Annotated in this window: 22 protein-coding genes and 1 tRNA gene; 10 read left to right on the forward strand and 13 right to left on the reverse strand. The window is 69.2% G+C overall.

What is annotated here, in order from left to right:
* Nucleotides 1-185: 185 nt before the first annotated feature.
* From M9979_RS01475 to M9979_RS01490, 4 genes are read right to left on the reverse strand one after another with little or no spacing between them, the layout of a single operon-like run.
* Complete coding sequence (locus tag M9979_RS01475) at nucleotides 186-476, reverse strand: hypothetical protein (RefSeq protein WP_254287566.1); 291 nt, start codon at nucleotides 474-476, stop codon at nucleotides 186-188.
* Between the two features lie 35 nt (nucleotides 477-511).
* Complete coding sequence (locus M9979_RS01480; RefSeq protein ID WP_254287567.1) at nucleotides 512-886, reverse strand: hypothetical protein; 375 nt, start codon at nucleotides 884-886, stop codon at nucleotides 512-514.
* Nucleotides 880-1,419, reverse strand: a complete 540-nt coding sequence (locus M9979_RS01485; protein ID WP_254287568.1) for a response regulator — start codon at nucleotides 1,417-1,419, stop codon at nucleotides 880-882. The genes M9979_RS01480 and M9979_RS01485 overlap by 7 nt, the downstream gene beginning before the upstream one ends.
* The gene (locus tag M9979_RS01490) at nucleotides 1,416-3,758 is read right to left on the reverse strand and encodes a PAS domain-containing protein (RefSeq protein WP_254287569.1); all 2,343 of its coding nucleotides are present in this window, start codon (nucleotides 3,756-3,758) and stop codon (nucleotides 1,416-1,418) included. Before M9979_RS01490 ends, M9979_RS01485 begins: the two co-directional genes overlap by 4 nt.
* A gap of 159 nt (nucleotides 3,759-3,917) precedes the next feature.
* Between M9979_RS01490 and epsC the strand changes: the two genes are divergently transcribed.
* Nucleotides 3,918-4,841 (forward strand): serine O-acetyltransferase EpsC, encoded by a 924-nt coding sequence (gene epsC, locus M9979_RS01495; protein ID WP_254287570.1) that lies wholly within the window; start codon nucleotides 3,918-3,920, stop codon nucleotides 4,839-4,841.
* Between the two features lie 79 nt (nucleotides 4,842-4,920).
* Here epsC and M9979_RS01500 read toward each other — a convergent pair.
* Nucleotides 4,921-4,995: transfer RNA gene (locus M9979_RS01500), tRNA-Glu, on the reverse strand.
* 78 nt (nucleotides 4,996-5,073) lie between these two features.
* A complete protein-coding gene (locus M9979_RS01505; RefSeq protein WP_254287571.1) occupies nucleotides 5,074-6,447 on the reverse strand; it encodes a class II 3-deoxy-7-phosphoheptulonate synthase in 1,374 nt (457 codons plus the stop codon).
* Between the two features lie 151 nt (nucleotides 6,448-6,598).
* Here M9979_RS01505 and M9979_RS01510 point away from each other — a divergent pair, with 151 nt between their 5' ends.
* Complete coding sequence (locus M9979_RS01510) at nucleotides 6,599-7,594, forward strand: M48 family metallopeptidase (RefSeq protein WP_254287572.1); 996 nt, start codon at nucleotides 6,599-6,601, stop codon at nucleotides 7,592-7,594.
* Between the two features lie 54 nt (nucleotides 7,595-7,648).
* On the opposite strand, the gene M9979_RS01515 is transcribed toward M9979_RS01510, so the two are convergent.
* The 5 genes from M9979_RS01515 to M9979_RS01535 form a co-directional block, all read right to left on the reverse strand.
* On the reverse strand, nucleotides 7,649-8,587 hold the full coding sequence (locus M9979_RS01515; RefSeq protein WP_254287573.1) for a D-2-hydroxyacid dehydrogenase: 939 nt from the start codon (nucleotides 8,585-8,587) through the stop codon (nucleotides 7,649-7,651).
* Nucleotides 8,584-10,011, reverse strand: coding sequence for a cysteine--tRNA ligase (gene cysS / locus M9979_RS01520; RefSeq protein ID WP_254287574.1), 1,428 nt, complete (start codon nucleotides 10,009-10,011; stop codon nucleotides 8,584-8,586). Before cysS ends, M9979_RS01515 begins: the two co-directional genes overlap by 4 nt.
* Before the next feature lie 41 nt (nucleotides 10,012-10,052).
* The gene (locus M9979_RS01525) at nucleotides 10,053-10,967 is read right to left on the reverse strand and encodes an intradiol ring-cleavage dioxygenase (protein WP_254287575.1); all 915 of its coding nucleotides are present in this window, start codon (nucleotides 10,965-10,967) and stop codon (nucleotides 10,053-10,055) included.
* 103 nt (nucleotides 10,968-11,070) lie between these two features.
* Entirely contained in the window at nucleotides 11,071-11,568 is a 498-nt protein-coding gene (locus M9979_RS01530; protein ID WP_254287576.1) for a DUF2141 domain-containing protein, read from the reverse strand.
* The gene (locus M9979_RS01535; RefSeq protein WP_254287577.1) at nucleotides 11,568-13,118 is read right to left on the reverse strand and encodes a hypothetical protein; all 1,551 of its coding nucleotides are present in this window, start codon (nucleotides 13,116-13,118) and stop codon (nucleotides 11,568-11,570) included. The genes M9979_RS01530 and M9979_RS01535 overlap by 1 nt, the downstream gene beginning before the upstream one ends.
* Before the next feature lie 109 nt (nucleotides 13,119-13,227).
* Here M9979_RS01535 and M9979_RS01540 point away from each other — a divergent pair, with 109 nt between their 5' ends.
* The 5 genes from M9979_RS01540 to M9979_RS01560 all read left to right on the forward strand — a co-directional run bounded on the left by M9979_RS01540 (nucleotide 13,228) and on the right by M9979_RS01560 (nucleotide 18,820).
* The gene (locus M9979_RS01540; protein ID WP_254287578.1) at nucleotides 13,228-14,145 is read left to right on the forward strand and encodes a glycosyltransferase family 2 protein; all 918 of its coding nucleotides are present in this window, start codon (nucleotides 13,228-13,230) and stop codon (nucleotides 14,143-14,145) included.
* Nucleotides 14,120-14,923, forward strand: coding sequence for a ChbG/HpnK family deacetylase (locus M9979_RS01545; protein ID WP_254287579.1), 804 nt, complete (start codon nucleotides 14,120-14,122; stop codon nucleotides 14,921-14,923). The genes M9979_RS01540 and M9979_RS01545 overlap by 26 nt, the downstream gene beginning before the upstream one ends.
* Nucleotides 14,924-15,019: 96 nt before the next feature.
* The gene (locus M9979_RS01550) at nucleotides 15,020-15,526 is read left to right on the forward strand and encodes an RNA polymerase sigma factor (protein WP_254287580.1); all 507 of its coding nucleotides are present in this window, start codon (nucleotides 15,020-15,022) and stop codon (nucleotides 15,524-15,526) included.
* A complete protein-coding gene (locus M9979_RS01555; RefSeq protein ID WP_254287581.1) occupies nucleotides 15,523-16,470 on the forward strand; it encodes a FecR family protein in 948 nt (315 codons plus the stop codon). The genes M9979_RS01550 and M9979_RS01555 overlap by 4 nt, the downstream gene beginning before the upstream one ends.
* A gap of 91 nt (nucleotides 16,471-16,561) precedes the next feature.
* On the forward strand, nucleotides 16,562-18,820 hold the full coding sequence (locus tag M9979_RS01560; RefSeq protein ID WP_254287582.1) for a TonB-dependent receptor: 2,259 nt from the start codon (nucleotides 16,562-16,564) through the stop codon (nucleotides 18,818-18,820).
* 195 nt (nucleotides 18,821-19,015) lie between these two features.
* On the opposite strand, the gene M9979_RS01565 is transcribed toward M9979_RS01560, so the two are convergent.
* Nucleotides 19,016-20,194, reverse strand: coding sequence for a vWA domain-containing protein (locus tag M9979_RS01565; RefSeq protein WP_254287583.1), 1,179 nt, complete (start codon nucleotides 20,192-20,194; stop codon nucleotides 19,016-19,018).
* A gap of 31 nt (nucleotides 20,195-20,225) precedes the next feature.
* Entirely contained in the window at nucleotides 20,226-20,765 is a 540-nt protein-coding gene (locus M9979_RS01570) for a CHAP domain-containing protein (protein WP_254287584.1), read from the reverse strand.
* Between the two features lie 204 nt (nucleotides 20,766-20,969).
* On the opposite strand from M9979_RS01570, the gene smpB reads away from it, so the two are divergent.
* From smpB to M9979_RS01585, 3 genes are all read left to right on the forward strand, one after another.
* The gene (smpB, locus tag M9979_RS01575; RefSeq protein ID WP_254287585.1) at nucleotides 20,970-21,452 is read left to right on the forward strand and encodes an SsrA-binding protein SmpB; all 483 of its coding nucleotides are present in this window, start codon (nucleotides 20,970-20,972) and stop codon (nucleotides 21,450-21,452) included.
* Between the two features lie 20 nt (nucleotides 21,453-21,472).
* A complete protein-coding gene (locus M9979_RS01580; RefSeq protein WP_254287586.1) occupies nucleotides 21,473-22,024 on the forward strand; it encodes a DUF2062 domain-containing protein in 552 nt (183 codons plus the stop codon).
* 76 nt (nucleotides 22,025-22,100) lie between these two features.
* Nucleotides 22,101-24,164, forward strand: coding sequence for a M13 family metallopeptidase (locus M9979_RS01585; RefSeq protein WP_254287587.1), 2,064 nt, complete (start codon nucleotides 22,101-22,103; stop codon nucleotides 24,162-24,164).
* Nucleotides 24,165-24,201 lie beyond the last annotated feature (37 nt).

Genomic DNA, 24,201 nt, shown 5'->3' on the forward strand with positions numbered 1-24,201 from the left:
ATGCGCCGCACGACAAGCGCAAATCGCATTTCCCGCACGCCGGACCCGATGGGGGATGGCCACGATTACGCACGGCGGCTAGGCGAAGGAATGGACAACCGACCTTTGGTACGCCGGGCGATCCTGGTCATGCTCGCGATGCTCATGGTCGCGGTGGCCGGCATGCTCGCGCTGGGCGTCGCGCTCTACCGCGGCTGATCGGGCTCGGGCGGCGCGTCGTCGGTGCCCAGCCGCTCGGACCATTCCATCAGGTCGCGCGCCGCATCGCGATCGGCGGGGGAATCGAACACCGCATCCAGCGCCGGCGCCGCATCGAGCATGTACAGCAACGTCCAAAGCGCGAAGCGCCGCGCCGAATCGCGCTCCAGCCCCAGATCGACGCGCATATGCTCGATGCCCCCGGCGAGCGCGCCCGCCGGGACCGCCGACAGATCGGCGGTCCCGAAATAGCGGCGCATCTGATCGTCGAGGTCCATCCGGGGTCCTTATCCGGTCATCGCAGCGCCGCGGACTACAGCGTCTGCTGGCGCAACACCATTTCCGCCGTCTCGACGGTGGCGGCGAGATACGTTTCCAGCGCGGAGATCGCGCGCGGCGACAGCGTCAGCAGGTCGTTCAGGTCGCCCGTGCCGTCGCCCACCACCAGCCCGGTCGTCGATAGATGCTGGATCCAGCGCGCCATCACCGGCTTCGGACAGGCGAGCTGTTCGGCGATCATATGACCGGTCAGCCGCCGCCCCTCCGCATCCGCGACGAACAGCGTCAGCAGCGCCCCCCACGGCCATTCGCCGAACAGCTCGGCGGGCAGGATCGTCTGACGCAGCTGCCGGTTCGCGAGGATCGCGCGCGCGGCCTGGCCCAGCTGGTCCCCCGACCTCTTCAGCATCGCGCGTCGACGACCGCGTCCAGCGCGTCGAGCGCCTCGCACAATTTGGCCGCGAGCAGCGTCTGGCCCCATTCGGACGACGTCCGGATATGCTGCACCAGCTGGTCGCGCATGTCCGCGAATGCGGCCTGCCGCATGCCCGTGGCGCCGGTCGCGCCGTGCGGCCCCGCAAGCCCCGCCAGCGTCCGGACGACGCACGACGGATCGACCGGCTTTTCGTAGCGCGTCAAGTGCGCATAGCCGAGCGGCACGTCGGCGCGATCGTTGCCGGTGGTGAAGATGCACGGCGTGCCTTGCGCCAGCAGCCGGTCGACGACGGGATAGACCCGCTGTTCGCCCAGATGGATGTCGAGCACCGCGCCGTCGATCGCGCCCTCGCGGTCGATCAGCGCCAGCGCCTGGTCGACCGACGGCACCGGCCCCAGCACGACGGCGCCCGCCCGCTGCAGGTTCCGCTGCAACGCATCGGCCAGCATATATTCGTCCTCGACGACCAGAACCCGGCGGTTCCGAAGAAGTGCTTCATCCGTCATATGTTTTCCTTGCCCGAATGGTCCGATACCACGGGCACCGCGATCGTACAGTGCACGCCGTCCGCTGCGAAGGCATAACGGGTGCGTGCGCCCAATTGATAGGGCAGGGCGCGTTCGATCAGCTGGCGGCCATAGCCGCTGGCGTGCGGCCCCGCGTCGGACAGATCGACGCCGCTTTCGCGCCAGTCGACATCCAGCCAGCGGAGGTTGTCGTCGTCCGACACCATCCGCCACGACACCGCCAGCCGGCCGGTATCGCTCTTCAACGCGCCGTATTTCACCGCATTGGTGGCCAGTTCGTGCAGCGCCAGCGCCAGGATCTGGATCGATCCCGACCGCAGCGGCACGTCGGCGGGCCCGTCGAACGTCAGCTTCGTCGCCGCCTCGTCGCGATCGATCGCGCCGACCGCGAGCAGCTCGGATCGCAGCAGCTCGGCGAAGGTCACGCGCTGGCCGGCGCTGGCGTGCGACAACAGCCCCTGCACGCGGGCGAGCGCGGACAACCGGTCGTTGAACCGCCGTTCGAACGTCGCCAGCGAGGTGCTGCCGTCGAGCGTCTTGTCGCACAGCGAACGGACCACCGCGATCAGGTTGCGGGTGCGGTGCTGCAATTCGGATACCAGCACGTCCTGCCGGTTCTGCGCCTGGCGCAGCGCGTCGATGTCGTTGGACGTCCCCAGCCATTCGACGATCCTGCCTTGATCGTCGCGCACCGGCACCGCGCGGGTGCCGAACCAGCGATAGGCCCCGTCGGCGCGGCGCAGGCGGTGATCGACCGCGATGCCGCCGCTCGCCGGGGCCAGCGCCCAGGCGCGGCGCACCGCCTCGCGGTCGTCGGGATGCAGGCAGGCGATCCAGCCGCCGCCGTGGCTGTCGCGCTCCGCCTGTCCGGTGAAGGCAGTCCATTGCGGGCTCGCCCAGCTCCATTCGCCGGGCAGGATCGCGCGCCACAGCAATTGCGGCACACCCTCGACCAACGCGCGCATCCGCCGCTCGTCGTCGAGCACGCGCTGCTCCAGCCGTTTGCGCATGTCGATGTCGATGTTCATGCCCAGCCACTTCTGGATCTCGCCGGCATCGTCGAGCAGCGCGATCGCGCGGGCGTTCATCCAGCGATAGTCGCCGTTTTTTGCGCGCAGGCGATATTCGATGTCGACCGCATCGCCCCGGTCGCGCGCCGTCTGCCATTTCGCCAGCGAGGCGGCGCGATCATCGGGATGGATCGCATCGGTCCAGCCGAACCCCAGCCATTCCTCATAGGTTTGCCCGGTATAGGCGCGCCAGCTCGGGCTGTCGGACGCGACGCTGCCGTCGGGCGGCGTTTCCCATGTGGCGACAGCGATCCCCTCGACCAGCAGTTGCGCGCGCGCCTGCGCCTCGCGGAAGCGGACGTCGCTGCGGCGCAGATGGGCTTCGGTGCGGGCATGATCGACCGCGGCGCGCAGCCGTTCGGCGCTTTCGCGCAGCAACGCGATATCGCCGGGCGTCCATTCGCGTGAACCGGCGTCCCAGACGGCGAGCGCAGCGGTCAATCGTCCACGTTTCATCACGGGCACGACCAGGCGACTGCCGGCGGAAAGCTCCCTTGCGTCATCTGCCGCGACGATCCGCCCGGCGCGCAACTGCGCCAGATCGGCACCGATCCGCTCGACGGGATGTACGCCGGACAGGCCGGTGGCCTCGACCGGGCGGTGATCGGCATCGACGACGATCTGTTCGACGCCGGCGGTGACGACGATCTCGCCGTACGCGCAGCGATCGACGCCGAGCGCCTCCGCGACCAGATCGACCGCCCGCTGCTGGATCGCGACCGGATCGTCGAGCGCGGTGATCGCGTCGCTCAGCCGCAGCAGGAACGCCTGTCGCTGCTGGCTTTCGTGCAGCGTCTCGGCACTACGCTTCAGCATATCGATGTCGCTGATGACGCTCGCCTGTCCGGCGACGCGCCCTTCGGCATCGCGGATCGGGGTGGTCGCGACCCGGACCCAGATCTCCGCGCCGCTATCGTCGGTGAACAGCATCTCCTGCCCCGGCACGACGCTCTCTCCCCGCTGCGCGCGGGCGCCCGGGAACTCGCTGGGGTCGAGCGGGCGCTGGTCGCGGTCCCAGCCGCGCCACCGCCACGTGCGCTTCGCATCGCGCGACGGCATGACGCCGGTCGGGCAGAAGCGGTGATATTCTGCATTGGACGCGACGATCCGCCCGTCCATGTCGAGCATCGCCACCCCGACAGGCACGCTGTCGAACATCGCGGCGAGCCGCGCATCGCTGGCGCTCAACGCGGCTTCCGCCGCTGCCAGCCGCTGCCGGAGGTCCGCGATCTCTGTCTGCTCGTCCATGGCGCATCAACGCACGACCGCGCGAAGGATGCCAGTGCCGATCGCCCGCTCGCGCGACGCTACGACGCCCGCTTGGCGCGCTGATAGCGGAAGTTGGTTCATTCCCAGTCCGTCAGTGGATATTTCCGTGTCGTCGGAACACTCGAAAAGGGAAGCGTGATGCAGCAGCCGATCGACATCCACGGCGGCCTGGACGGCGTGCTCGACGGGCTGGAGCGCGCGCGGCTCGACTGGCGCCGGAGCCATGCCCGCCACGCCGAGCGTGGCATCGCGTTTCCGTCGCGCCGCGCGCTGGAACGCATCCTGCGCGAATTGGGCGCGGCGCTCTTCCCGCTGCGCCTCGGGCCGCCCGAACTGACCGCGGGCAACGAAAATGCGTGGGTGGCGGCGACGCTCGAATCGACGCTGTCCCAGCTGGCGGCGCAGATCGGCCTCGAGCTCCGGATCACCCATCCCGGCATCGCCAGCCACGACGAGGGGCTGGAGGCCGAACGGATCATCGGCGCGTTCGCCGCCGGCCTGCCCGGTATCCGCCGCCAGCTCGATGGCGATGTCGAGGCGGGCTATGCCAACGATCCCGCGGCGCGCAGCGTCGACGAGGTGCTGCTGTCCTATCCCTCGCTCGCGGCGATCATCCATCACCGGCTGGCGCACGCGCTGCACGCATTGGGCGCGCCGCTGGTCGCCCGCGTCATCGCAGAGGTCGCGCATGCCGAGACGGGAATCGATATCCACCCCGGCGCCCGGATCGGCCGCGATTTCTTCATCGACCACGGCACCGGAATCGTCATCGGCGAAACCGCGATCCTCGGCGATCGTGTCCGGCTCTACCAAGGCGTGACGCTGGGCGGGGAGCCTGCGGTGGCGGCCGGGACTGATCGGGCGGTCAGGCCGGATGCCCGTCGCCATCCGCGGATCGAGGACGATGTCGTGATCTTCGCAGGCGCGGTCCTGCTCGGCCCGCTGACGGTCGGCGCACGCTCGCGGATCACCGGCAATGTCTGGCTGCGCGACGACGTGCCGCCCGACAGCATCGCCGAAGCCGCCAGCCCCGTCATCCGGCCGATCCGCTCGACGGACTAAGTGGCCCAATTCGCTGCGTACTATCGATATGTCAGTGATTGCGACGCGCCTGCGGCGTTCCACGATGCCATCGCAACGCTGGTGACCCCTACGAGAATCGAACTCGTGTTTTCGCCGTGAGAGGGCGACGTCCTAACCGCTAGACGAAGGGGCCGTGCGCGGTCGAGGGGCGCGTCTAGGCGGGGGCGGGGGGAGCGTCAAGCGACTTCTTGGCGCTCCCCGAAATTGGCGATCAGGCAGCGGCCTTGCGGCGTTCCGCCATCTCTTCGTTGAGCATCTCGGCGAGCAGGAAGGCTAGCTCCAGGCTCTGCCCGGCGTTGAGGCGCGGGTCACAATGCGTGTGGTAGCGGTCGGCGAGGCTCTGTTCGGTGACGTCGATCGCGCCGCCGGTGCATTCGGTGACGTTCTGCCCCGTCATCTCGGCATGGATGCCGCCGGCGTGCGTGCCCTCGGCGCGGTGGACGGCGAAGAAGCCGCGCACCTCGGCGAGGATGCGGTCGAAGGGGCGCGTCTTGTAGCCGGTCACCGCCTTCACCGTGTTGCCGTGCATCGGGTCGCAGCTCCACACCACCGGATGGCCCTCGCGCGTCACCGCACGGACCAGCTTGGGCAGCGCGGCCTCGATCTTGTCGTAGCCGTAGCGGGTGATGAGCGTCATCCGCCCCGGCACGCGGCCGGGATTGAGCGTGTCGAGCATGCGCAGCAGCGCGTCGGGGTCCAGGCTGGGGCCGCACTTCACGCCGATCGGATTGCCGATGCCGCGCAGGAATTCGACGTGCGCCGAGCCCTCGAAACGGGTGCGGTCGCCGATCCACAGGAAATGCGCGGACGTGTCGTACCAGTCGCCGGTCAGCGAATCCTGCCGGGTCAGCGCCTGTTCGAAGGGGAGCAGCAAGGCTTCGTGACTGGTGTAGAAATGCGTCTGCGCCAGCTGCGGCACGGTTTCGGGATCTATGCCGCAGGCGGCCATGAACTCGAGCGCCTCGCCGATGCGGTCGGCGGTCTCGGCATATTTCTTCGTCCACGGGCTGCGGCCCATGAAGTCGTGTGTCCAGCGATGAACCTGATGGAGGTTGGCATACCCGCCTTGCGCGAAGGCGCGCAGCAGGTTGAGCGTCGCCGCGCCTTGCGAATAGGCACGGATCATCCGCTGCGGATCGGGGATGCGGCTTTCGGGGGTGAAGGCGATGTCGTTGATATTGTCGCCGCGATAGCTCGGCAGCTCGACACCATCGATCGTCTCGTTGGGGGCGGAGCGCGGCTTGGCGAACTGGCCCGCCATCCGGCCGAGCTTCACGACCGGAAGCTTCGAGGCGAAGGTGAGGACGACGGCCATCTGCAGGATCACCCGGAACGTGTCGCGGATGTTGTTGGCGCTGTGCTCCGCGAAGGATTCGGCGCAGTCGCCGCCTTGCAGCAGGAACGCCTTGCCCTCGGCGACCTTGGCCAGTTCGGCGGTCAGGTTGCGCGCTTCGCCGGCGAAGACCAGCGGCGGAAAGGTCGCCAGCGTGTCGGTCGCGCGGGTCAGCGCGGCGGCGTCGGGATAGTCGGGAAGCTGGCGGGCTTCGGCGCGGGTCCAGCTGTCGGGGGCCCAGTTCGCGGCCATGATATTATCGTCCTTCGGGTCTAAACGTGGCGCGACATGCGCCCAAAACGGTTTTCGCGCAATGAAGGAAGGCTTGGGGGCGGGATGGCCGGGGTGGCGGTGGCGGCGAACGTGGTTTCGTCGGCGGGTGGGCTGTTCTAGGGTCGGCGTCATGAAAGCCCTGTTCCTGCGCGCCGCGGCGTGCGTGTCGCTGATGCTCGTCGCCATGCCGGCCACCGCGGGCGAGGATGTCGCCGCGACCTTCGCCGCGTTGCGCGATGTCGACGGGCGGATGGCGGGGATCGCCTATCGCCTGACCACCGCCAACGTGTCGCTGTGCCGGGATCGCGCGCCGACCCCCGGCTGGGCGATCCATGCCATCGGCCAGTATGACCCGGCGTTGCGCGAGCAGGCGCGGCGCAGCTTCGGGTTCGAGGCGCCGATCGCGGTCGAGGCGGTGGTGCCGGGCTCGCCCGCCGCAACGGCGCTGGTGCGGCCGGACGATTCGATCGTGTCGGTCGATGGCCAGCCGGTGGGTGAGCCGCCCGCGGGCAAGACGACGAGCAGCGCGGCGCGCGATGCGGCGGTCGAGCGGATCGCCGGGCTGCCCGCGGATCGGCCGTTGCAGGTCGGACTGTTGCGCGACGGGCGGACGCGGATGGTGAGCATCGCGGCGTCGCCGGGGTGCCGCAGCGCGTTCGAGGTGCTGCTGGGACCGGGAATGGACGCCTCGGCGGACGGGCGGATCGTGCAGATCGGGGTGCGCTTCTTCGAACGCTACAGCGACGACGAGGTCGCGGTCGTCGTGGCGCACGAGCTGGCGCACAACATCCTGCACCATGCCGCACGGCTGGAGGCGGCGGGGGTCAAGCGCGGGCTGTTGTCGGAGGTCGGACGCAACGGACGGCTGTTCCGGCTGACCGAGGATCAGGCGGATCTGCTGGGGCTGCACCTGCTGCGCAACGCCGGCTACGATCCGCAGAGCGCGGTGCGCTTCTGGCGCGAGCATGGCGGCGACGTCGACGGCGGGCTGTTCCGCAGCCGGACGCATCCCTCGTCCGCGGCACGGGCGAAGGCGCTGGAGGCGGAGATCGCGCGGATACCGGCAGGGGCGGGGCGGCCGTACGTGCCGCCGATCGTGGCGGAGGCGGGGCGGCCGCTGGAGTAAGCGGCTGGCTTGCCGATCGCTCGCAATGACGGAATGGGATAGGGACGGGAGCCCTCAATACCCCGCGTCGAGGTCGGCGACGTTGCGCATCGGTTCGCCGGCAAGGAAGGCGCGCAGATTGTCCAGGAACAGCGCGGCGCCGCGCTGGAACATCGTCGTCTGGCTGCGGCCGGACAGATGCATCGTGACCATGCAATTGGGCGCGGTCCACAGGGGGTGATCGGAGGGGAGCGGTTCGGGATCGGTGGGGTCGAGGACCGCGCCGGCGATCGTCCCGTCGCGCAAGCCGGCGAGTAGCGCGTCCTGATCGACCATGTCGCCGCGGGCGATGTTGATGAGCCAGGCGGAGCGCTTCATGCTCGCAAGTTCGTCCGCCCCGATCAGCGTCTTGGTCGCGTCGGTAGAGGGGGCGGCGAGGACGACCCAGTCGTAATCGCCTAGCCTTGCGCGCCAGGCATCGGGCGTGAGCGTCCCGTCGCGGCCCGAGCGGGTGACGCCGGTGACGTCCATGCCGAACGCCGACAGCCGCTCGCCGATCAGGCGGCCGATCGTGCCATAGCCGACGACCAATGCCTTGGTGCCGTCGAGTTCGATCTTGCCGGGCGCATCGGCCAGCCAGTCGTGGCGGTCGGCGGCGCGGACGACCCGATCGAAACGCTTGGCGGCGGCGAGGATGCCAAGGATGGCATATTCGGCGACCGCGACCGCGTTGATGCCGGCACCGTTGGTCAGCGTGACGTTCCGCTCTCGCAGCAGGTCGAGCGGGAAGGCGTCGAGGCCGGCGTAGATCGTCGATACCCAGCGCAGCTTCGGGCCCGACGCGCGGATCGCCGCTTCGGTCAGGCGGGTCGGCTGCATGTCGACCCAGGCGATCTCCGCGTCGGCGATCATCGCCTTCGCTTCATCGGGCGAGGTGAACCACGCTGGCTCGATGTCGGCGGGCAACTGCGGTTCGAGCAGACCGCGGGCGATGGCGGGCAGGACGGCCTTCATACGGTCACCTTCCAGTCCCAGCCCAGCGGATCGCCGTCCATGACCTCGACACCAAGCGCGGCGAGTTCGTCGCGGATCGTGTCGGAGCGGGGAAAGTCCTTCGCCGCGCGCGCCTCGCGGCGGTCGGCGAGGCGGGCGGCAATACCGGCTTCGTCGATCCGGGCATCGGCAGGACGGACGCGCAGGTCCTCGCGCGACAGGTCAAGCAGGTTCAGCCCGAGTACCGCATCGAAATCGGCAAGCGCGGCGAGGCGGTCGGCGGGGCCGACCTTCTTGTCGGCGAGCAGCTCGTCGAGGATCGGCAGCGCTTTCGGCGTATTGAGATCGTCCGACAGCGCGGCGTCGAGCCGTTCGGCATACGGCGAGGCCGATGCCGCGCCCTTGGCATCGCCGCGGACACGCAGCGCGGCCACCGTCTGGACGAGCCGTTTCAGCCGGGTCTGCGCCGCCACGAGATTGTCCCAGCTGAATTCCAGTTCGCTGCGGTAATGCGCCTGCAGGCACATAAGGCGATAGGCGAGCGGGTGGAAACCGCGTGCGACGAGCGTCGGCAGCGTCAGCGTCTCGCCCGACGATTTCGACATCTTGCCCGTCCGGTCGACGAGGAAGTTGTTGTGCATCCATAGGCTCGCGCCGGTGTCGGCGGTGCCGCCGATCGCCTGGTTCTGTGCGATCTCGTTGGGGTGGTGGATCTCGCGATGGTCGATGCCGCCGGTGTGGATGTCGAAATGGTCCCCCAGATACTGGCGGCTCATCACCGAACATTCGAGGTGCCAGCCGGGGGCGCCGCGGCCCCACGGGCTGTCCCATTCCATCTGGCGGTTCTCGCCCGGTGCGCTGGTGCGCCAGATCGCGAAGTCGGCGGCGTGGCGCTTGCCCGCGACGGTGTCGATGCGGCCCTCCGTCGGACCTTCGTCGCGCGTGCCGGCGAGGCGGCCATAGTCGGGGACGGTCGAGGTGTCGAAATAGAGGCCGTCGGGCAGGCGGTAGCAATGCTTGTCGGCGATCGCCTCGCCGAACGCGATCATGCCGGGGACGTGATCGGTGGCCAGGGGAAAACGCGCGGGATCGCGGACGTTGAGGTCTTTCAGGTTCGCCTTGAACGCCTGCGTATAATGCGCGGCGACCGCCCAGATGTCGCGGCCGCTGGCCTTGGCCGCGGCCTCCATCTTGTCGTCGCCGGCGTCGGCGTCGCTGGTCAGGTGGCCGACGTCGGTGATGTTGATGACATGGGTCAGGCCATGACCCTTCCACGTCAGCACCCGGCCGAGCGTGTCCGTGAAGAGGTAGGCACGCAGGTTGCCGATATGCGCATAGTGGTACACCGTCGGCCCGCACGAATAGATACGGACGTTCGCGGGGTCGGCGGGCTGGAACAGCTCGAGGCTGCGGGTCAGGCTGTTGTAGAGCGTCAGCGGCGTCATGGGCACGCCTTAGCGCGAGCCGCACGACGCCGCCAATGGCTTTACCGCGCCAGGCCGATGACCGCGCTGCCGGTATAGCCGTTCGCCACGCTGCCTGTCAGCACCGGCGTCTGCTGCGCGATCTGCGCCGCGCTGTTGTCGCCGAAGACGTTGTCGCTCGCCAATGTGATGCGCGCGAAATTGGTCGCGCTCGCCGGATAGGTCGCGGTGTCGGCGTAGACGGTGTTGCACGCCGCCGCTGGCAGCGCGAGCTGCGACACCAACGCGGCGTAGCGGCCGCTCGTCGCGGTCGCGAGGGTGGAGAACACCTCGAAATGGATGTGCGGCCAGCGGCCCGAATAGCAGCCGGGCACGATCATCGTGAAGGTCACCTGCCCATTGGCATCGGTGACCTGGATGCCGCGCAGATAGCTTTCGGCGGCGACGGTATAGAGCGAATAATTGCCCGACCGGTCGCAGCACCAGATATAGACCGCATAGCCGGCGAGCGGCGCGCAGGTCGCGTTGACGTTCACCACGGTCAGCGTCAGCGTCAGCTTGACCCCGGTCGCGACGGTGGTGGTGCCGAGGAAGCTTGAACGGATGTCGCTGCGCACGATGCCGCTGGCGGTCAGCGCGTTGCTGGTCGACCCCGACGACGTGTTGGTGCCGTCGGCGGGGTAGGGGCCGTTGGTCTCGGTCGGATCGACGATGCAGCCGCTCGCCGTCGCCGTCGCCGTCGCGGTGGGGGTGGGCGTTGCCGTCGCGGTCGGCGTGGGGGTGGGCGTGGCGGTGCCGGCGACGACCGCGACGCTGCCGCTGTCCGTGCCGCTGCCGCCGCAGCCGGTGACGAGCGCGGCGGTGCCTGCGCCGGCGAACCATTTGAGCGCGCGGCGGCGCGCGACCAGCGCCGCGATCAGCGGCAGGTCTTGGGCGAGGCCGTGGCCGTGCGGATTGGGGTCGTGGTGGTCCGTCATGTTGCCCTCCCGGTCGAATGTCGCGACCGGGATGGCGGGGTCAGATCACCGTGATGTGTCCGGCGGAGGGGCCAATGGTGCGGCGTGTTGCAACGGATGGCGTTCAGCGCGGGGCGAACCCGCCCAGCCCGCGCAGATATTGCATGCGGATCGGCACGACGGTGATCCCCGCCCCGGCGTCGACGATCGCCTGCGCGAACGGCGGCTTGCTGCGCCCCAGCGGACGGTTGGCGGGGAAGCCGACGCCGTCGCTCCAGAACGAGAACTTGTCCTTTCCCGTACGGTTGTGGCGGAGCAGCAGCGCGTAGCGGCCGGCGCGCGGGACACGGACGCAGATCGAGACGTCGCCGCTCGCCGGCACGCGGGCGCGGGTGCGGCGGAAGGCTTTGCCCTCGCGCACCAGATCGGTGTCGTCGCGCAGGAAATCGGCTTCGGTCCCCGGATAGAGTTCGAGCCAGATCTCGCCCTGCCGGTCTTTCAGGCCCTGGACGTCGACCTGGATCGCGGGGCCGCGGCCCGCCCTGCAGAGCGCGGCGTCCTCGCCGATCGTCTCGGCGGCAGCGGGGGTGGCGAGAAGGAGCGCGAGGAGAAGGCGGATCATCACGGATAGACGACGCCGGACGGCGCGATCCGCAGCGGCAGGTCGCGGCGCAGATAGACGAGCAGGTGCGCATTCTCGCGAGGCACGGACAGCACCCGGCGGTAGCGGGTGGCGAGCGCCTGCGTCATCAGGCCCTGCGTCGCCGGGTTCCACGGCGCCATGGGCTCGTCCATCGTGACGATCACCGGCGGCCGGCCGGCAAGGATGCGGCGGACCTCCGCTACCTCGTCCGCGCCCGACGCACCGCGTTCGGACTCGTAGGCGAGCGTCGAGGGGAAGGCGTAGCGCGTCGGAATGCATGCCCGGGCGAGATGGTAGAGGATGGCGTCGCCGGCGAAGACATAGGGGCATTCGCCGCGGTCGTTCGCTGCCATCACCTGTGCCACGGCGCGCGCCGAGGCGGCGTCGGTCGGTGGCAGCATCACGCGCGCGACGAACAGGATCAGGCCATAGCCGATCACCGCGAACGGCGCCGCGCGCCAGCGGCCGAGCACGGGGGCGGCGATCATTGCCAGCGGCACCATCAGCGGCAGCGCATAATGGTCGAAGAAGGCGCCGATCATCGCGAAGGCGACCAAGGCCGCGGCGAGCCAGCCCCAGACGATCCGCCGCTCCGCCGATCCGGGCCGCATCCGCGCGGCGAGGACGGCGCAGGCGATGAACGGCAGCAGCTGCGCGGTGGTGCCGGCGAGGCGCGCGGCGATCTTGGCGGCGGGATAGCCCTTGCGCAACGCGACCGAGGCGAAGTTGGAGAACCAGAAGGCGTCGAACACTGCCGGCCCGCGCCGCCAGTAATCGCCGACGACGATCCCCGTCGGCAGCAGCCCGAGCAGCGCCCACAGCACCGCGGCGGCGACGATCAGGCCGATCGATCCGCCCGCGCGGCGCAGATACCAGAGGTGGGCGAGGCCGAAGAAAGCGCCCTCCACCACCGGCGTATATTTGGTCTGGATCGCGAGCCCGGCGAGCAGGCAGGCGGCGGCACCGTTGGCGACGATCGCGCCCGTCGCTTGGGCGGCGGCGAGCTGCGGCAGGCGCAGCGTCAGCACCGCGGCGCCGGCGGTGAACAGATTGTAGAAGACCGGCGACTGCCCGCCGCGGCCGCTGAGCAGCGACAGCCACAGGATATAGGCCGCTGCCGCCGCCAGCCCGCCGAGCGGCGTCGCGCCGAGCTTCATGCCGCCGCGCGCGACCAGCCACGCGGTCGCCGCGGCGAACAACGTCGCGACCAGTTGATAGGCGAGGATGCCATCGCCGGGCAGCAGCCGGATCGCCGCGAAGATCGCGAACAGCCCCACCGGCTTGCGATCCCACAGGTCGACATAGGGCAGCGCGCCGTGCAGCATGCGATCGCCGACGAGCAGATAATATTGCTCGTCGACGTGGATGATCGGATTGCCGAAATCGCGGGCGCGAATCAGAACCGCCCAGCCGAGCAGCAGCGCGAAGCCAAGCCATCCGCCCCACCGCCCCGCCGTGCCGCTTCGCCCGCGCGCTTCGCTCCATGCCTGCATCGCGCGGCTCATAGGAGCGGCGCGCGCACCCGTCATGCGACATTTTTCGTGGGGCCCGGTGTGGATCGGACGCCCCCGTGTCGTCTGTTCATCAGGATCGCATGCGGGGGATGCAGCGAACCGGCGAAGGGCTTGCGGGGGCATCATGTATCTCATCACCGATCAGGACCGGTTCACGCCGACCGACGCCGGCGCGTCGCGTGCCGCGCGCCGGACGGGTCGCGGGCCGGCGCCGCTGTGGACGGTGCTGATCCCCTTCTTCAACGAACGCGATTTTCTGGCCCAGACGATCGCCAGCCTTGCTGCGCAGAGCGTGCCGCTGACGATGATCCTCGTCGACAACGGCTCGACCGACGGCAGCGCCGATGTCGCGCGCGCGGCGATCGAGGCGCACGGGGTCGACGCGCTGGTCATCACCGAAACCACGCCGGGCAAGGTCAGCGCGCTGCGCACCGGGCTCGGCTGGGTACGCACGCGCTATGTCGCGACCTGCGACGCCGACACGCTCTATCCGCCGCACTATCTCGCCGAGGCGCAGCGGCTGCTGGCGCACGACGGCTGCGTCGTCGCCGGCGCCTATTTCGTCGATCCGGGCGCGGACCAGGCCGCGCTCGATGCCGAGGCGCGACGCATCCTGACGGGCGCGCGATTGCTGCCGCGGCAATGCCATGCAGGCGGCGCGGGCCAGTGTTTCGACGTCGCCGCGCTGCGCGCGGTCGGCGGCTTCGATGCCGCGATCTGGGGCTATATCCTCGAGGATCACGAGGTCATCCACCGCACGATGACGCAGGGCACGATGCTGTATTCGCGCGACCTGTGGTGCATGCCCTCGCCGCGCGAGCGCGACCGCGCCTCGATCCGCTGGACGCTGTTCGAACGGCTGGTCTATGCGGCGACCGCGCCCTGGGCGGGCAGCTGGTTCTTCTACCGCTTCCTCGCGCGCCGGCTGCAACGGCGCCGGCTGATGAGCGTCCAGATGCGCGAACGCGCCTTTCAGACCGCCACCGTCCCGCAGGCGACCAGCGAAAGGCCGGCCTATGCCTCGTCTCATCCTGTGCGCTGACGATTTCGCCTTCTCGCGCGAGGTCAGCGAGACGATCGCCGCGCTGGCGCGCGAGGGGAAGCTCAACGCGACCAGCTGCATGACGCTGATGCCCGGCTGGATGGAGGATGCCGCGCTGCTGCGCGACCTGCCGCGCCACGTCGAGATCGGCCTGCACCTGACGCTGACCGGCGAACGGCCGCTGACCGCGATGCCGATGCTGGCGCCCGACGGCATGTTACCCGAGATCGACCCATTGGCGCGGATGGCGTCGCGCGGGCAGGTGCCGCTGGACGAGATCGCGGGCGAAGTCGCGGCGCAGTTCGACGCCTTCGTCGCAGCGATGGGCCGCGCGCCCGACTTCGTCGACGGCCACCAGCATTCGCACGCGCTGCCCGGCATCCGCGACATCGTGCTGTTCGAAACCGCCAACCGCGCGCCGAAGGCATGGGTGCGCGACTGCGTCGATCGGGTGGCTGCGATGCTGGCGCGGCCGTTTTCGGGCAAGGCGATCGGCAGCGCCTATCATTCGCGCGGGTTGCGCGATGCCGCGGCGCGCTATGGCCTGCGCTGCAACGACAGTTTCGCGGGTCATTACGATTTCGCCAGTGATTACCGTAACTTGTTTCCTCGCTTCCTGCGCAAGGCGGGCGGCATGCACCTCGTCATGTGCCATCCCGGCGCGGGCGTGCGGCCCGGCGATGCGATCGCGAAGGCGCGCCCGCGCGAGGCCGATGCCTTGCGGAAATGGTCGATTGCGGACATGGCGGCAGCCCAGGGGCTGGCGTTTCCGGCCTGAGATGAGGGACTTGAGCGCAGATTGGCGGACGGACGCACGCCTGACGGACATGCCGCCGCGGGGGGACTGCGTGCGGTCTTCCTCCAACAGCGCGCCATGCTGTTGCGCCTGCTCGCCGCGCGGCTGGGCAATCGCGACGATGCCGAGGATGCGCTGCAGGACATGTGGCTGCGGCTCGACCAGCTCGCCAGTCAGCCGATCGCGCAGCCGGCCGCTTTCCTCTATCGCGTCGCCAGCAATCTCGCGACCGATCGCCGCATCGCGGGTGCGCGGCGCGGGGCGCGCGATGCGGCGTGGCTCGCCGACCAGCCGGGCGCGGACGATCTGCCCGACGCCGAACGCACGCTCGTCGCGCGCGACGCGCTGCGGGTGGTCGAGCAGGCGATCGACGCCATGCCCGACCGGATGGGCCGCGCGCTGCGTCTGTTCCGCATCGAAGGGCGCGGCCAGCGCGCCATCGCCGAAGAACTGGGCATCAGCGTGAGCGGCGTCGAGAAACTGCTCGCCCGCGCCTATCGCATCATCCACGCGCGGATCGCGGAGGATGCTGCGGATTCGCCCGGGGCGCATCGTCATGACGATGGAAGGGGCCATCGCCAGTGAATCGCACCGCAGCGCATATCGTCGATCAGGCGATCGCATGGCATCTGCGCCAGGATGAGATGGCCGCGGACGACTGGGCCGCGTTCGTCGCATGGCTGGAGGCGGACGCCGCGCATGCCGAGGCGTTCGATGCGATCGCCGTGCAGGACCGGCTGATCGCGCAAGTCCCGTTCCCGGCCGAGGCACCGGCGATCGTCGCCGCCAACGACGACCAGCCGCGACGCTGGTGGCCGCTCGCCGGCGGGGCCGCGATCGCGGCGGCGCTGGCCCTGTGGCTGGTACCGGTCGCGACCGCGCCGCGGCTGGCCGCCAAGACGTTCACGACCCGCGACGGCGAGCGCCGCGATGTGCGCCTCACCGACGGGACGCAGATCGCGATGAACGGCGGCACGACGCTGCGCCTCGATCCCGCCGATCCGCGCAGCGTCCGGCTGGAGCGCGGCGAGGTGACGTTGCACGTCGTCCACGACGCCGCGCATCCGTTCACGCTGCGGGCCGGCGATCAGGTGATCCGCGACATGGGGACGACGTTCGACGTCACCCGCGGCGACGGCGGGCTGTCGGTCGCGGTCGCCGAAGGATCGGTGCTGTTCCAGCCCGATGGCGCGGCGGTTACGCTGGCGGCGGGACAGGCGCTGACGATGACGCGCGGCGGGCGGATCGTCCGCGGCACGATCGCGCCCGAAGCGGTCGGCGGCTGGCGCGACGGCCTGCTCGGCTTCGATGCCGCGCCGGTCGCGGAGGTCGCCGCTGCCTTGCGCCACCGCTACGGGATCGATGTCAGACTCGCCGGCGACTTGTCGAAACGGCCGTTTACCGGCATGGTCCACGTCACGGGGGCTGCCGATCGCGACATACCGCATCTGGCCGATCTGATCGGGGCGACATGGCGGCGTGACGGCGAAGGGTGGGTATTGGCGGAGCGCGCGAACCCCGCGCCTTAGGTTCGCACCGGTCCTGATCGCCCTCGCCGCCGTCACGCCGGCGGTTGCTGCGGCCGAATCGGATCGCACCGTCGCGATCGCGCTTACGCCCATGACGCTCGATCGTGCGGTGCTGGCGCTGGCCCGTGCGGGCGGCGTCGATATCGTCAGTACCGAACCCGGCCTGCGCACCGTCCGCACCCGGCCGCTCGCCGGCCGGATGACGATCGCGCGCGCGCTCGACCGCCTGCTGGCGGACACCGGCTATCGCGCGGTGGCCGGGCGGGCGGGGGGGTATCGTATCGTCGCCACACCGCTGCGCCGGCCACGGCCGCGCCCCGTCCTGCCGCCGCCGCAGCGACCCGCGCCGGTGCCCGCCGACATCGTCGTCACCGCCAGCAAGCAGCGCGTGCCGCTGCTGCGCTATCCGGGCAGCCTGACGCTCGTCACGGGAACGCCGCGCCGCCCCGACGGCGGCACCGGCGACGTCACCGATCTCGCCCGCCAGTTGCCGATCCTGCAGAGCACGCAGCTGGGCCCCGGCCGCAACAAGGTGTTCATCCGCGGCATCGCCGACAGCAGCTTCAACGGCACCACGCAATCGACCGCCAGCGTCTATCTCGACGACGTCCAGCTCAACGCCTCGGGACCCGATCCGGGCCTGCGCCTCTACGACATGCGGACGGTCGAGGTGATGGAGGGGCCGCAGGGGACGCTGTACGGCGCCGGGGCGATCGGCGGCGTCCTGCGGCTGACCTCGAACGCGCCCGAACTCGGCCGGGTGGCGGGATCGCTCGGCGTCGGCGTCACCACGACGCAAAGCGGCGCACCCGGTTACGATCTGGCGGGCATGGTCAACCTGCCGCTGGTCGACGACCGGCTGGCGCTGCGCAGCGTCGTCTATGCGGTGCGCGACGGCGGATATATCGACGACCGTCGGCGCGGTGCACGCAACGTCAACCGCACCGACACCGTCGGCCTGCGACTGGCGCTGCGTGCCGATCCGGGAGACGGCTGGCGGGTCGAGACGGGCGGCGTCGCGCAGCGTATCGCATCGCGCGACGGGCAATATGCGCAGCGCGGCGACGGGCCACTGACGCGCAGCACCGCTGTCGCGCAGCCGTTCACCGACCGGTTCCTGTTCGGCCGGCTGACGATCGTCAAGGATTGGGACAGCGGCCTGCACCTGGTGTCGGCGACCGGCGTCGCCGACTATCGCACCGACGAGGTGTTCGACGCGACCCCGCCCACCGGCCCCGCGGCGCGGACGCCGATCCTGTATCGTCTCGACAACGACAAACTGCTGCTGTCGCAGGAATTGCGGCTGTCGCGATCGCTCGCCGATGGCCGTTCCTGGCTCGCCGGGTTCAGCCTGGTCAGCGACCGGTCGATCCTGACCCGCTCGCTGCGATCGGGGGGCGAGGCGATCGACATCGTCGGGGTCAGCAACGTCACCCGTGCGGCTTCCGGTTTCGCCGAGGCGACCGCGGCGCTGGCGCCGGACCTGTCGGTCACCCTCGGCGGCCGCTACACCAGCGCCCGCGTCGATGGCGAACCGTCGAGCACGCGGCGCCCCGTCGCGTTCATCAAGGGTCGCTCGACGCAGCGCTTCGATCCCACGGTCGCGCTGTCGTACCGGATCGCACCCGATCTCGCCGCCTTCGCCCGCTACCAGACCGGGTTTCGCACCGGCGGGCTGGCGGTGGCGCAAGGGGTGGGGCGAGTGGCCAATTTCGACGCCGATTCGATCGATTTCGCGGAGGTCGGCGTCCGCCGGCTGCGCCACGGCGCGACGGGGCTGGGCCTGTCGCTCAGCGGGTCCGCGGCGCGCTGGACGGGGATCCAGGCCGATCTGCTCAACCGCCGCGGACAGCCGTTCACCACCAACCTCGGCGATGCGCGCATCCAGACGGTGGAAACGTCGCTCGACTGGGTGCCGGTGCCGCGGTTCACGATCGCCGCATCGGCGCTGTACACACACAACACCGTCTATGGCCCGATCGCCGACCAGTCGCGGCTCGACAACCGGCGGTTGCCCGAAACCCCGCCGTTCGCCGCGCATGCCGCGCTGGATTACGCCTGGCCCGAGGGGACGGTGACGCCGCGGGTCGGCGCGACGATCGGCTATGTCGGGCGCTCGGTGCTCGGCACCGGCGATCTGCTCGACGTCAGCCAGGGCGATTACCTGCTGCTCGGCCTGTCCGCGGGGGCTCGGTGGCGCGAGCTCGACGTGACGCTGGGGCTCGACAATCTGACCAACGCCCGCGTCAACCGCTTCGCCTTCGGCAATCCGTTCGGGCTCGCGACGCGCGACCAGACGACGCCGCTGCGGCCGCGCAACCTCCGGATCGGCGTCGCGACCGCCTGGTAGTCAGAGTCTGTTTGGAAATGCGCTGCAGGCGCATTTCGGCGGTGCCGGCCCGCTCCCCCTCCCGGCCACCCACACGGTATCCTGATGGGCGGCCGACGGGTCCCAGCAAAGTAATACTTTGCTGGGCGCCCTCGGGAGGGGGAGCGGGCCGGCACCGCTTGAAATTGGCTTTTTCGCCAATTTCCAAACAGGCTCTCAGCGCTTGCGGGTCAGCTCGCGCATCGCCTCGTCGAGTCCTGCCAGCGTCAGCGGGTACATGCGATCGCTCATCAGCTCCCGGAAGGTACGGATCGACTGGCTGTAGCCCCATTGCCCCTCGGGGAGCGGATTGAGCCACACCGCGGCGGGATAGGTGTTGGTCAGCCGCTGCATCCACACCGCGCCCGCCTCCTCGTTGAAATGCTCGACCGAGCCGCCGGGATGCGTGATCTCGTACGGGCTCATCGACGCATCGCCGACGAAGACCAGCTTATAGTCGTGGCCGAATTTATGCAGCACGTCCCACATCGGCGTGCGTTCGGCGAAGCGGCGGCGATTGTCCTTCCACACGCCCTCGTACGGGCAATTGTGGAAATAGAAGAATTCGAGGTTCTTGAATTCGGCGGTAGCCGCGCTGAACAATTCCTCGCACAGCTTGACCCACGGGTCCATCGACCCGCCGACGTCGAGGAACAGCAGCAATTTCACCGCATTGCGCCGTTCGGGCCGCATGCGGATGTCGAGCCAGCCGGCGCGCGCGGTGCCGTCGATCGTCCCCTCGACGTCGAGTTCGTCCGCCGCCCCTTCGCGCGCGAAGCGGCGCAGGCGGCGCAGCGCCACCTTGATGTTGCGCGTACCGAGCTCGCGGGTCGAATCGAGGTTCTTGAATTCGCGCTGGTCCCAGACCTTGATCGCGCGACCGTGCTTGCTCTCGCCGCCGATGCGCACGCCCTCGGGATTGTAGCCCGAATTGCCATAGGGGCTGGTGCCGCCGGTGCCGATCCACTTGCTGCCGCCCTGATGCCGGCCCTCCTGCTCGGCGAGCCGCTCTTTCAGCGTCTCCATGATCTCGTCCCACGAGCCGAGCGACTGGATTCGCTCCATCTCTTCCGGAGTCAGATACTTCTCGGCGACGGCTTTCAGCCAGTCGGCGGGCAGCTCGGTCGCCTGCGTGCCATAGGTGGTGGCGATACCGCGGAAGACCTTGGCGAAGACCTGGTCGAAGCGGTCGAGCAGGCCTTCGTCCTTCACGTAGGTCGCGCGGGCGAGATAATAGAAGGCCTCGGGCGTTGCGTCGATCACCTCGGCGTCGAGCGCCTCGAGCAGGATCAGATGCTCCTTCAGGCTGGCGGGGATGCCGGCGGCGCGCAGCTCGTCGAGGAAGTTCAGGAACATGGCCTTATCTTAGGGGCGTCCCCGATGCTGTCTACCGCCCCGCGCCCGGGACGTAGGCGTCGATCAGCGCGCCGACGTAATCGGGGTTGGTGCTGGTCAGTTGCGGCGAGGGGCGGCCGCCGTAGATGAAGCCCTTGACCGGATAGACGCTGCTGCCCAGCCCTTCGGATGCGCGGAACCAGACCTTGACCTCGCTCCAGTCGTTGTCGGGGGACACGTCGTACAGCGTGACGTCCTGTTCGGCGTGGCCGCGCACGCCGTTCTGGCGCGACCAATTGGCGTGGGTCAGCATCAGCACGCGCTTTTCGACGACGCGGCTGACCACCGCGACATGGCCGAGCGGCAGGCGGCTGGTCTTGGCGAAGACGATCACCGAACCGGTACGCGGCGCATGGCCGCGGTCGTAGCGGCCGTCGGCCTGCCCCCACCACGTCCAGGCATCGCCATAGATCTGGATGCCCGACGCGGCGCGTGCGAAGGGCACGCACTGGCCGACATAGTCGAGCAATCCCGCCGCCGCGGGCAGCGGAGCGGCAACCAGCGTTGCCCCGAATGTTGCAGCGGCCCACATGCCGCATCTGGGAAGAAAGCCCCGCATTCATCGGGGTTTATCCGCGGCACGATGACCAGTCGGTTGGCGAGCATGGTTAAACAGACATGAAAACGGCAAATATTTGCCGGTCGTTTCGATGGCGCAATGGTATTGGTCGATCGTTGGCGATCCTCTTCAACGCCCGCTTCCCCTTCGCCCCGACACCTCCTACATCGCCCCTCAATGTCGCGTCCCAAACCCGCCACCTTCGACAAGAAGAAGATTGTCGCCGAGAATCGCAAGGCGCGGTTCGAGTACAGCATCGACACGGTGTACGAGGCGGGGATCGCGCTGACCGGCACCGAGGTGAAGAGCTTGCGCTTCGGCGAGGGCAGCATCGCGGAAAGCTATGCCGAGGTACGCGACGGCATCGTCTGGCTGGTCAACGCCAATGTCCCCGAATTCAGCCACGGCAACCGCTTCAACCACGAGGCCAAGCGCCCGCGCCGCTTGCTGCTGCACGAGCGCGAGATCAACAAGCTGCACGGTGCGGTCGCGCGCGAGGGCATGACGCTGGTGCCGCTCAGCGTCTATTTCAACGGTCGTGGCCGCGCGAAGGTCGAGCTGGCGCTGGCGAAGGGCCGCAAGGACCACGACAAGCGCGCCGCGATCAAGGAGCGCGAATGGAAGCGCGAGGCCGGTCGCATCCTGCGCGACCGCGGCTGACGGGGTCGAAGGCGCAACGCATGTTCCAGAGAAGCGTCGCGTGGATGGCCCGCAACATGCCGACGCGCGAATCGATGGAATCGAACCGGCTGCTGCGCCCGGTCGCGCATCGCGTGATGGAACCGGGGCTGTGGCGGTTCAACCGCCGATCGGTGCCGCGCGGCGTCGCGCTCGGCATGGTCGCAGGCTTCCTGTTCCCGGTCGCGCAGATCGCGATCGCCGCGCTCTTCGCGCTGCCGTTCCGCGCCAACGTGCCGGTAGCGGCGCTGACCACCTTCATCACCAACCCCTTCACCACGCCGTTCCTGTGGTTCGTCGCCTACAAGATCGGCGCATGGATGCTGCACAGCGACGCAGCGGCGATCGCGCAGCCCGCGGCGGAGGCGACCGGGTGGCTGCAATGGCTGACCGGCGCGTTCGACTGGCTGTGGCGGCAGGGGCCGGCGTTCGGGCTGGGCCTGATCGTGCTGACCGCGGCGTGCGCAGGCCTGGGCTATGCGTTGAGCGCGCTTGGCTGGCGGCTGTGGATCGCGCGCAAGTGGCGGCATCGCCACGCGATAAAGCCCGTTTGACGAGGCGTCCTAACTGGCTACAACACCGTTCATCCTGAATTTCGAATTTCCGTAGTTTTCTTCAGAAGGACCATCGATGCGCAATACGGTTCTCGCCGCTTTCCTGCTCGCCTCCGCCGCATCCGGCGTCGTCTACGCCCAGAGCGGCACCAAGCCCGCCGCCACCGCACCTGCCACGCCCGGCAAGCCGCAGCTCGGCAGCTTCGGCGTCGATCTCACCGCGATGGACAAGGCCGTCGCGCCGGGTGACGATTTCTACAATTACATCAACGGTGCCTGGATGGCGCGCACCGAGATCCCCGCCGACAAGGCGAGCTGGGGCGGCTTCGGCATCCTGCGCGACCTGTCCGACACGCGCACCCGCGCGGTGATCGAGGGTGCGGCGGCGAACCCGGGCAGCGACCCCGTCTCGGCCAAGATCGGCGACACCTATGCGACGTTCATGGACGCCGCCGCGATCGAGGCGGCGGGCGCCGCGCCGCTCAAGCCCTATCTCGCGAAGATCGCCGCGATCGCCACGCCGACCGACCTCGCCAGAGCGTTCGGCGACGCGACCAAGCACGGCATCGACGTGCCGATCGGCGCCGGCGTCGAGCAGGACCTCAAGGACAATACCGTCTATGCCGTCTACCTCGGCCAAGGCGGCCTGGGCCTGCCCGACCGCGACTATTACCTGAAGGACGACGCCAAGTTCGCCGAGGCGCGGACCAAGTACGTCACCTACATCGCCGACATGCTGCGCATGGCCGGCCAGCCCGATCCGCAAGGGTCGGCGCAGCGCATTTACGATCTCGAAAAGCAGATCGCGCAGGTCCATTGGGAGCGCGCCGAGCTGCGCCAGGTCGAGAAAAGCTACAACCCGATGCCGGTGGCGCAGCTCGCCACCGCGATGCCCGGCTTCGACTGGAAGGCGATGCTCGACACGCAGGGGTTCGCCGCGCAGACCCGCGTGATCGTCGGCCAGCCCTCGGCGCTGACCGGCACCGCCAAGATCATCGCCGCCACGCCGTTGCCGGTGTGGAAGGAATATCTGGCGTTCCACACCATCTCCAACGCCGCGCCGCTGTTGTCGTCGAACTTCGTCAACACGCAATTCGCCTTCTACGGCACGCAGCTCAACGGCACGCCCAAGCTGAAGGATCGCTGGAAGCGCGGCGTCGACCTCGTCAACGGCAGCCTCGGCGAGGCGGTCGGGCAGGTCTATGTCCAGAAGTATTTCCCGCCCGAGGCGAAGGCCAAGGCCGACGAACTGGTCCGCAACCTCATCAGTGCGATGGACGCACGGCTCGCCAAGCTCGAATGGATGGCGCCCGAGACCAAGGTGAAGGCGCGTGCGAAGCTCGCCGCCTTCACGCCGAAGATCGGCTATCCCGACAAGTTCCGCGACTACACGAACCTGCGCGTCGTCAAGGGCGACGTGCTGGGCAACGCCGACCGCGTCGCCGAGTTCGAATACAACCGCCAGCTCAACAAGATCGGCAAGCCCGTCGACCGCAGCGAATGGTTCATGACCCCGCAGACGGTCAACGCCTATGCCAACCCGCTGATGAACGAGGTCGTCTTCCCGGCCGCGATCCTGCAGCCGCCGTTCTTCGACCCCAACGCCGATCCGGCGGTCAATTACGGCGCGATCGGCGCGGTGATCGGCCATGAGCTCAGCCACCACTTCGACGATCAGGGCCGCAAGTTCGACCCCAAGGGCAATTTCGCCGACTGGTGGACGCCCGCCGACGTCCAGCGCTTCACCGCGCTGACCGACAAGGTCGTCGCGCAATATGGCGCCTACGAACCGATCCCGGGCACGCACGTCAACGGCAAGCTGACGCTGGGCGAGAACATGGCCGATCTCGCCGGCATCAACGTCGCCTATGACGCCTACAAGCTGTCGCTGAAGGGGAAGAAGGCGCCGGTGCTCGACGGCTTCACCGGCGACCAGCGCTTCTTCATGGGCTTCGGCCAGGTCTGGCAGACCAAGGCGCGCGAGGCGGCGATCAAGAACCAGCTGACCACCGATCCGCACACGCCGGGCCAGTGGCGCGCCTATGTCGTCCGCAACCTCGACGCCTGGTATCCGGCGTTCAGCGTCAAGCCGGGCCAGAAATACTATCTGGCGCCCGCCGATCGCATCAAGATCTGGTAAGCGAACACACGCCGTCCGCCATCCCGGCGGGCGGCGT

The organism is Sphingomonas liriopis (assembly GCF_024211255.1).
Lineage (GTDB): Bacteria > Pseudomonadota > Alphaproteobacteria > Sphingomonadales > Sphingomonadaceae > Sphingomonas > Sphingomonas liriopis.

Excerpts from the sequence above, each read along its gene's own strand:
- M9979_RS01475 (WP_254287566.1), bottom strand. The coding sequence starts at position 476 with ATGGACCTCGACGATCAGATGCGCCGCTATTTCGGGACCGCCGATCTG.
- M9979_RS01480 (WP_254287567.1), bottom strand. The coding sequence starts at position 886 with ATGCTGAAGAGGTCGGGGGACCAGCTGGGCCAGGCCGCGCGCGCGATC.
- M9979_RS01485 (WP_254287568.1), bottom strand. The coding sequence starts at position 1,419 with ATGACGGATGAAGCACTTCTTCGGAACCGCCGGGTTCTGGTCGTCGAG.
- M9979_RS01490 (WP_254287569.1), bottom strand. The coding sequence starts at position 3,758 with ATGGACGAGCAGACAGAGATCGCGGACCTCCGGCAGCGGCTGGCAGCG.
- epsC (WP_254287570.1), top strand. The coding sequence starts at position 3,918 with ATGCAGCAGCCGATCGACATCCACGGCGGCCTGGACGGCGTGCTCGAC.
- M9979_RS01505 (WP_254287571.1), bottom strand. The coding sequence starts at position 6,447 with ATGGCCGCGAACTGGGCCCCCGACAGCTGGACCCGCGCCGAAGCCCGC.
- M9979_RS01510 (WP_254287572.1), top strand. The coding sequence starts at position 6,599 with ATGAAAGCCCTGTTCCTGCGCGCCGCGGCGTGCGTGTCGCTGATGCTC.
- M9979_RS01515 (WP_254287573.1), bottom strand. The coding sequence starts at position 8,587 with ATGAAGGCCGTCCTGCCCGCCATCGCCCGCGGTCTGCTCGAACCGCAG.
- cysS (WP_254287574.1), bottom strand. The coding sequence starts at position 10,011 with ATGACGCCGCTGACGCTCTACAACAGCCTGACCCGCAGCCTCGAGCTG.
- M9979_RS01525 (WP_254287575.1), bottom strand. The coding sequence starts at position 10,967 with ATGACGGACCACCACGACCCCAATCCGCACGGCCACGGCCTCGCCCAA.
- M9979_RS01530 (WP_254287576.1), bottom strand. The coding sequence starts at position 11,568 with ATGATCCGCCTTCTCCTCGCGCTCCTTCTCGCCACCCCCGCTGCCGCC.
- M9979_RS01535 (WP_254287577.1), bottom strand. The coding sequence starts at position 13,118 with ATGACGGGTGCGCGCGCCGCTCCTATGAGCCGCGCGATGCAGGCATGG.
- M9979_RS01540 (WP_254287578.1), top strand. The coding sequence starts at position 13,228 with ATGTATCTCATCACCGATCAGGACCGGTTCACGCCGACCGACGCCGGC.
- M9979_RS01545 (WP_254287579.1), top strand. The coding sequence starts at position 14,120 with ATGCCTCGTCTCATCCTGTGCGCTGACGATTTCGCCTTCTCGCGCGAG.
- M9979_RS01550 (WP_254287580.1), top strand. The coding sequence starts at position 15,020 with ATGCTGTTGCGCCTGCTCGCCGCGCGGCTGGGCAATCGCGACGATGCC.
- M9979_RS01560 (WP_254287582.1), top strand. The coding sequence starts at position 16,562 with ATGACGCTCGATCGTGCGGTGCTGGCGCTGGCCCGTGCGGGCGGCGTC.
- M9979_RS01565 (WP_254287583.1), bottom strand. The coding sequence starts at position 20,194 with ATGTTCCTGAACTTCCTCGACGAGCTGCGCGCCGCCGGCATCCCCGCC.
- M9979_RS01570 (WP_254287584.1), bottom strand. The coding sequence starts at position 20,765 with ATGTGGGCCGCTGCAACATTCGGGGCAACGCTGGTTGCCGCTCCGCTG.
- smpB (WP_254287585.1), top strand. The coding sequence starts at position 20,970 with ATGTCGCGTCCCAAACCCGCCACCTTCGACAAGAAGAAGATTGTCGCC.
- M9979_RS01580 (WP_254287586.1), top strand. The coding sequence starts at position 21,473 with ATGTTCCAGAGAAGCGTCGCGTGGATGGCCCGCAACATGCCGACGCGC.
- M9979_RS01585 (WP_254287587.1), top strand. The coding sequence starts at position 22,101 with ATGCGCAATACGGTTCTCGCCGCTTTCCTGCTCGCCTCCGCCGCATCC.